Raw genomic sequence first — 7,269 nt, 5'->3', positions numbered from 1 at the left:
AGTTTATTTGGTGTGTGTACTTTTCAATACCAAAAGTACATTACGAGTTTTTTAGTTGCTTTGAACGAAAGTTCATTTTATTTTTGTTCTTAAGTTGATGGGCATGGGGTAACTCCACCATCTTTTTAATTTCAAATACTAGCGAAGAAAAGTTAGAGAAAATAATTCTCTAACTTTTCTTGTATACTTAATTTTATTTTAAGAAATTAAAAAACTTGTCTCCCAATTATATGAGATTAAAATCTAAACGATTAAAACTAATGAAATAGATCTTTTTAATTACATACTTAATTTATTTTTTAATGTCCAATATTTTTCTCCATTAGCTTCAAAAGAGAATTCTACCCATCCATTTGGATCTTCACGATAAATAAAGATGGTTGTTCCAGGGGTTACTGTACCAACTTTATTCTCCTCGACAGCTACATCTGGTCTACTTTTAATTTTTAAATTAAATGGATAAGGTACCTGGTAGTAAGCAGCTGATGATACAACATTTGAGCTTGAACCGTCTGCATACATTTTATATGGAATTTCATTCGATAACGCGTCGACATCTAATGTTTCAGGATTCTTTGGTAATTTTTTTGCATATGTATAGTCTTCTACATGAAACGGTTTAATACGTTCCATAATACCCGCAATTTTCTTAGCCCAGCCTTTATCTGATGCATATTTCACATTCATGCCAGTTAATGTTGGGCCGTTATAATACATACCACTTTCTTCTAAATATCTTTCTCGTACATAATTAGCGTTATAAGCAATGCTATCCCCGTAGCTTGGTAAATATTTTGCATATTTAAACGGATCTCCATCATATGCACGTAGACCGAATAGATTATGTTTTTGATATGCGATTTCTGATTTTCCGTATCCAGATTCTAAAATCGCATGCGCTGCTAAATAATGAGCACTCACGCCATATTGATTTTGCGCATTGATAAAATCTTGCCCATGTCCAACTAAAGGACTATCCGAGTGATAATTCGCAATAAAACTATCAATCTCTTGAGCTGTAATTTTCGAAGCCACTGTTAAATTTAAATCTTCATATGAGGTAGCAGTAATAACCTCTTTTTCATCGTTTAAATTTTGTTGTAACATATCTGTTTTTGCAGTAAGTTGAGCAGCTTCAGCACGTGTTATAAATCTATTTGGTTGCCAACCGTTCTCGGTACCATTAGAGATTTTTAAATCTATTAAAATATTGGCATATTTTTCTCCCCAATGCCCTTTTAAATCTTCAAATCTAACCTGATCATTATGATTTGGTGTGCTTTGTAGTTTATATGCATTTACTAGCATCGTAGCCATAGCAGCGCGAGTTACTTTTCCGGATGGATTGAAGATTCCATTACCTTCACCTTTAACAATCCCAGCTTTTTCAGCAGCAGCAATATAAGGAGTAGCCCAGTGATTTTGTGAATCTGTAAAAGATGGTTTTGCAGTAGGATCAATTTGTATCCCTAAAACTTTTGTCATAATCTTTGTAGCCGAAGCTCTGTCTAAGGAGTCATTTGAACCAAAAGTTCCATCTGGATAACCATTTAATACCTGTTTATCAACTAAATAGTTAACGGATTTATCAGCCCATGTAGGAACATCAGGAAATTTATGAGTATCCGCTAAAATATTAGAAGAATAGGATAATATAGCTCCTGCAAGGATACCTGTTGCAATTAATTTGTGCTTCATTAAAATAAACACCTCTACCATTGTATTTATCAAATTGAAATTTTCTATTTTTATATTTACATGTTTGTAATAATAATAAAATTGTATTATCACGCATTCAATTCGATGTAACGAGTATAGTTACTTATATACATAAGTGTCAATGAATGTCTTTTACAAAATTGAATAATATTTACATATAATCAAGTTTCCGTGATCTTATAATTGACTTATGTATATGGTAGATTTAATAGTGAAATTCCCTTTTGGTAGTTTAAGTTTCTTGAATTTAATGCAGTGAATACTTAACCTATCTACTCTTAATAGTTTAGATTTTTGTCACAGGCAATTATTAAATAAATTTTTTATTTTCCTTAAGCTTAATTATTAAATGCTATTACTATAATTTTCAGTGCAGAATCAGTAGAAAACACAGATATACTAAAAACATGTTAATGTATTCTTAATAATAAAATATTTTTATAAATATATGCATATATTATAGTTTTTAATATAATTGGTTCGTCTGTTATTTCTTTTAATCCGTTTCATTAGGCAATTCCTCTATACAGAGAATTGCCTATCTTTTTAATTGTAGTCCTCCTACTATCTTTACAGGAGTAGCACCACGTCACCATCAACTTAAGAGGTTTTAATACCCCCAAGGAGCAAAAATTTGTTTCTTTAAAACTCATTAATTTTTGTTCAAAAAAACTCCAAAGGTGATTTCTTTCCATCCATGCCCACATCCGTTCCCCCATATTGGGATAATTTCTAAACTCAAATACTCCAGCATTGCTAATCTTTTTTTGCATAAGTGATTCGATAATCTAAGTAATCAACAGCAATTACACGCTTAGCATTTTTCATCCAAGCAAATTTTTGTGGCATCAATCCAACAGGTCCACAATTAAGCACGATAACAGTATCCCCTGACTTTACATTTGCATTTATGACACTCCAATAGGGGTTCTGTAAAACATCGGATAAAAAAGAGGGACTCATCCTCCAGTTCACAAAATTACGGTATAACAAATAGAATAAAGTTTCCAAATGGAACTTTTAAATACTCAGCTTGCCCACCTGGGTGATTACCAAATTTGCTGAATCAGATGCCATATTCATGAACCCAGCACATAATAGTTTTTGGATGAACTGACACACCACGTTCATTCAAAATTTCAGAGACATTACGCTAGCTTAAATAAAAGCGAAAATAGTAGCCGACGGCTACTATTTTCGTTTTGAGGAACATTTAATTTCTTAAGTTGATGGCAATGTAGCGGTACCCCTACTAATATTCTTGCTTTTAAATCATTTTCAATATATTATAATTATATACAAACATAGGGATTATAATATACAAAAAGGACTCAAATCTATTATTAAAATTTAAATCCTTTTCAAAGATAAAAAGATTCTATCACAACGTAATATAACTTATGCTTATCTTTTTAATATATATCTAGTAAAAACACATTTTTTATCAATAGAATTCTGTTTTCAATATAAATGGAAACTTTAAATAGAAGTTTATTAACTCTCGATGATAGGAGTTAGTGGTCTAGAACATAGAGAAACAAGGCACCGTACAAAGTAATCTGACAAACCTAAGATGTATTTTATATTGTTTGCTCATCTCCAGATACAATAAAAGAGCCTTACCTCTCTAGGCAAGACTCTACTAGTTTAATTGTATAATATTTACATGATAACTAAGAAACAGAAAACATATAACACCAAATAGCAGCACCCTATTATTCCTCCTACAGCTAATACCTGTTTAATCCAACTTTTAAGTTTTGGATTACTGTAAACCTTTTGCACTCTTTCCATATTTCCTCCTATTAAGGAGAACCCTTATAGACTCTCACCTTGCTATGGTACCATTAAAAAATGTCTAATAGAGGCATAACGTATAAATATGCAATATTGCATACAAAATTGTATTGTTATAGTAGAATAATGTGTTTTTCATTTTAAGGGCATTATAAAACTTTAACTTGATAGTAATGGGGTAACAATTGCGATTTAGAGATAAGATTCGATTATACAAAGACCACCCACCGATATGTGGGAGATGAAGAAAACACTTGCGAAATTGAAACGATTGAATTAAAGTGCTTGATATTAGTATGGTTAACAGAATATGAAATTCACTTAAAAAATCGTAATTTTAACTAAAAAATATCAAGCCCCCTCCTTTCTAGGACGGTCTTGGTATTTTTTACGTTCACATACAAATTATTATTTGTATTGCTGCATAGGTTCTCTTTTAAATTATATACGTCTACTTTACCATTGCTAAACAATTATTAATGTCTTCCATTTAATTGTACTAATTACCTATAACATGTTTTAAAAACTATCTTGGCTAAAATGATAAAAATAAAGAGAGATACTCGTCCATCTCTCAATAAGTACTTTTATTTTTAAATCATACCCTTTAATATTAACCCCAAAACCGACATAGTGATTGCACTAATAATAATTCGTAAAATCCAAGTTGTATTTATGCTAATCTTTTCTAATTGCTTATTAATTGTAGCTATGTCTTTCTCATTAATTGTTGTACGAGTTTCTAAATTACGAATATCTCGCATAATTTCTTTTTGTTCTGCTTTTAAACTGTCAATTTTCACATAAACATCTTCCAATGCATTCACACCCTTTTATAATCTTAATAAAGCAATCTTTACATGATATGAGACAACCTTATCCATGGTGAATTCATTGCAGGAAATTCCATACAAAACCCGTATTTTGTTGAAAATAAATACTCATTAAATGTCTTCTTGTTACAAACTATAGCTTTCTAATCGTCTTAAGTATCACCATCTGACAGTTAATGTTCATGTTTATCCATCTCATATCCTTTTAGTTGTGTCCACATGACCTTATCGTCAATATACAGGACTTGCAGTAAGGTGGCGTTTTCCTTCATATATATCCCGTAAGCATCTACATCTACAGGCTTCAAGTAAAGAGTTCTATCGAACTCTAATTGATTAGACTATCTCCGCAGTCCTTATGGTTAGCAGCTTGATCGCTTCATTCTTTAGATTGATACTTGCGTTAATATCCTTATCATGATGTGTTTGACATGAAGGGCAAACACATTTACGTAGGTTGAGATTTTTAACGTCTTTATTTTGAGACCCACAACAAGAACATAATTGTCTGGAAGAAAATGTTTTAGATACGACAATGACTTGTTTTCCATACCATTTTGCTTTGTATTCTAACATGGCTCAAAACTGTGACCATGATACTTTACTAATTGCTTTTGCTAACTTATAATTCTTTAATATATTCGATATTTATAAATCCTCTATATTTATCTATGAAAATTTAAGTAATAAATAATTCAAAAAGTAAAATAAAAATACTACAATTAAAAACTTCCATTTGTTTCTTTTCGTTGGTTTTCCAGCTTGTTGTATATAAAAAAACAAGGCAATACCTGCCATGGTAATTAAAAATATTTGATAGTAATTAATCATCTGTAATACCCCCTCGATACAAAAATAAGAAGTCTCATTTTAAGAGACTTCTTATTTTTAATACAAACGACATACATAGGCTAAACATACACAATAAAGTCAGGATGATGTACTTTATTGCTTTTTATCATAACATATAATTTATCATTTTTATTTAATAATCCCACACAATAAAACTTTATCAACCTTAAAATGTTTCATAATAAAAAATGAATACAGATAAAATTAACAATATACTCACTTGATGCACACGGAAAACGCTCAAAAGATATAAAGTTCTTCAGCTAATTCCCATTCTTTCAAATACGTACAAGCTAACGCCATAAGGTTATTACAATAACCGATTTTCACTTCCTACCCATTGTGTTCAGTAAATATTTCTTTTGCTTTTGTTGCTTGTTGGAAAGCCACAAAAGCCTGATAGTAATGATATTGGAACACAGCTTGGTTATAATAAAACTCTGCCTTTTCAATTTCATCCGGAATATTTTTAAGTGAATTTTCTGCTATTTCATAATGCTCTTTGGCTGCATTGTAGTCACCAACTGCATTAGAGTAGATTGCCTTATAAAAATGATAATAATACGATAAGAAATCGTCAGTTGGTTTATTAAAAGATTCAATTTGATCAAAACTATTTTTAGCTACACTCAAATTATCTATTAAATATTTATAACCAAAATCAAGTAATGAATAATACAGTAATAGATTTTGGTCTTCTTCAATATTTTCTATAGAACTCTCAATTTCTTTTTTTATTTATATGCATTCGCAACATTTCTATTTCGAATTTCAATATACCAGGCATTTAACAGTTCAGTAACTTTATTATTTATAGTAGTTTGAACATCCAATTTGCATCCTCCTTTTCCAAATTTATCTATATTTTTTCCCTTCTATACTATCACACAACATTAAATCTTGATATCTTCATAAACTTGAGATTAATTTAATAGAAAATTCAGATGAACAACCATCTAACTAACCGTGTGTTTTGGTTACAGCCTCATGCCCATAAAGCTAACATTTTGAAGTGCCCCCAAAACAACAAAAATGAACCTGATACTATAAAAAACACAAAATTTCCGTTTATCTTAGCTTGATCGATATAGGGTAGCGTATCGTTAAAGTATGTATCATTTTTCTTAGCAGCACGCTTACGCCCAATGAAGATACACTGTTTAAATGCATCGAGCTCCTCATTATCATCACCAAAACGCATTAACCAATTTCCTCGTAATGCTTTGCTAAGAAATAACTAATATCATCCCTAGCGAATCTGTCGTATGGAATGACATACACCATAATCTCACCTTCTTGTAAATAAATGAACAAAAAGTTTTAGCTCATTAGAAGCATATCATCAAAAAAGGTAGAGTCCTTAATACAACTCCACCTTTTCTATATATAACGAATCATTTAATTATTTAACAGTATGTTTTTAAAATCTCTATATTTTAGAAAACTTAACAATAAAACCATACTTTCCTATTTCTTTGAAGAAACAGGATCCATTTTTAATGTTTTTATTCCTTCTTTTAATGTAAACGCATCTGCTCTTAATGTTTTCCAGCTGTCTTTGGCTGCATTCAGATTAGGTTTTAAGAATTTAAATTTATTTTGATCTGCTTTTTGGGATGCTTTATCAATATGATTAAGTACTCCTGAATATTGAGAATCTAAATCATGCCATTGTGCTGACATATAGGTGAGAGCATTAATAGCTGATCCAATTGCATTTTGCATTTCAGCAATATTATTATACGCAACTCCAACTACACGATTCAATGTAATTTTATAGTCTACCGTTTGGCGCAATTGCGCTAATAGCGGTTCCAGCGTACTTAAATTATTTCTTGCTACCCCTATCATTACACCTCCAGCAATCCATGTAGGGATTGAGGGAACTGATACAGTTATTATTCCATCCGATTCTACTTGTTTAAAATGTCTTACTTGCTCTAAAACATCATTTAGACGTTTTTCATCTTCATCTATTCCAGATGCTTGATTTTTTAAAATCGATTGCAAGATATCTTTATGACCTCCAAATGCTCGGACATCTTCTCCAATACTATCTCTTAACTTA

At 30.8% G+C, this 7,269-nt stretch carries 3 protein-coding genes and 5 pseudogenes; all 8 read right to left on the bottom strand.

What is annotated here, in order from left to right:
• Positions 1–279: 279 nt before the first annotated feature.
• Positions 280–1,698 (bottom strand): S-layer homology domain-containing protein, encoded by a 1,419-nt coding sequence (locus tag ACS2CR_RS32840; RefSeq protein ID WP_053513238.1) that lies wholly within the window; start codon positions 1,696–1,698, stop codon positions 280–282.
• A 690-nt stretch (positions 1,699–2,388) separates the two neighbouring features.
• Positions 2,389–2,779 (bottom strand): annotated as a pseudogene (locus ACS2CR_RS32835) (glutathione-dependent formaldehyde dehydrogenase); the annotation flags it as partial.
• 1,330 nt (positions 2,780–4,109) lie between these two features.
• Positions 4,110–4,334 (bottom strand): hypothetical protein, encoded by a 225-nt coding sequence (locus ACS2CR_RS32830; protein ID WP_000390477.1) that lies wholly within the window; start codon positions 4,332–4,334, stop codon positions 4,110–4,112.
• 351 nt (positions 4,335–4,685) lie between these two features.
• Positions 4,686–4,997, bottom strand: a pseudogene (locus tag ACS2CR_RS32825) (zinc ribbon domain-containing protein); the annotation flags it as partial.
• Positions 4,998–5,018: 21 nt separating this feature from the next.
• Positions 5,019–5,180, bottom strand: coding sequence for a hypothetical protein (locus ACS2CR_RS32820; protein WP_000611668.1), 162 nt, complete (start codon positions 5,178–5,180; stop codon positions 5,019–5,021).
• A 267-nt stretch (positions 5,181–5,447) separates the two neighbouring features.
• Positions 5,448–6,034, bottom strand: a pseudogene (locus ACS2CR_RS32815) (tetratricopeptide repeat protein); the annotation flags it as partial.
• Between the two features lie 266 nt (positions 6,035–6,300).
• Positions 6,301–6,506: pseudogene (locus ACS2CR_RS32810) on the bottom strand (DUF6094 domain-containing protein); the annotation flags it as partial.
• Positions 6,507–6,668: 162 nt separating this feature from the next.
• Positions 6,669–7,269: pseudogene (locus tag ACS2CR_RS32805) on the bottom strand (alpha-helical pore-forming toxin family protein); the annotation flags it as partial.

The sequence above is a fragment of the Bacillus cereus group sp. BceL291 genome, from assembly GCF_051776705.1.
In the GTDB taxonomy this organism is placed as follows: domain Bacteria; phylum Bacillota; class Bacilli; order Bacillales; family Bacillaceae_G; genus Bacillus_A; species Bacillus_A cereus.
This window is presented reverse-complemented; position numbering and strand designations above follow the sequence as displayed.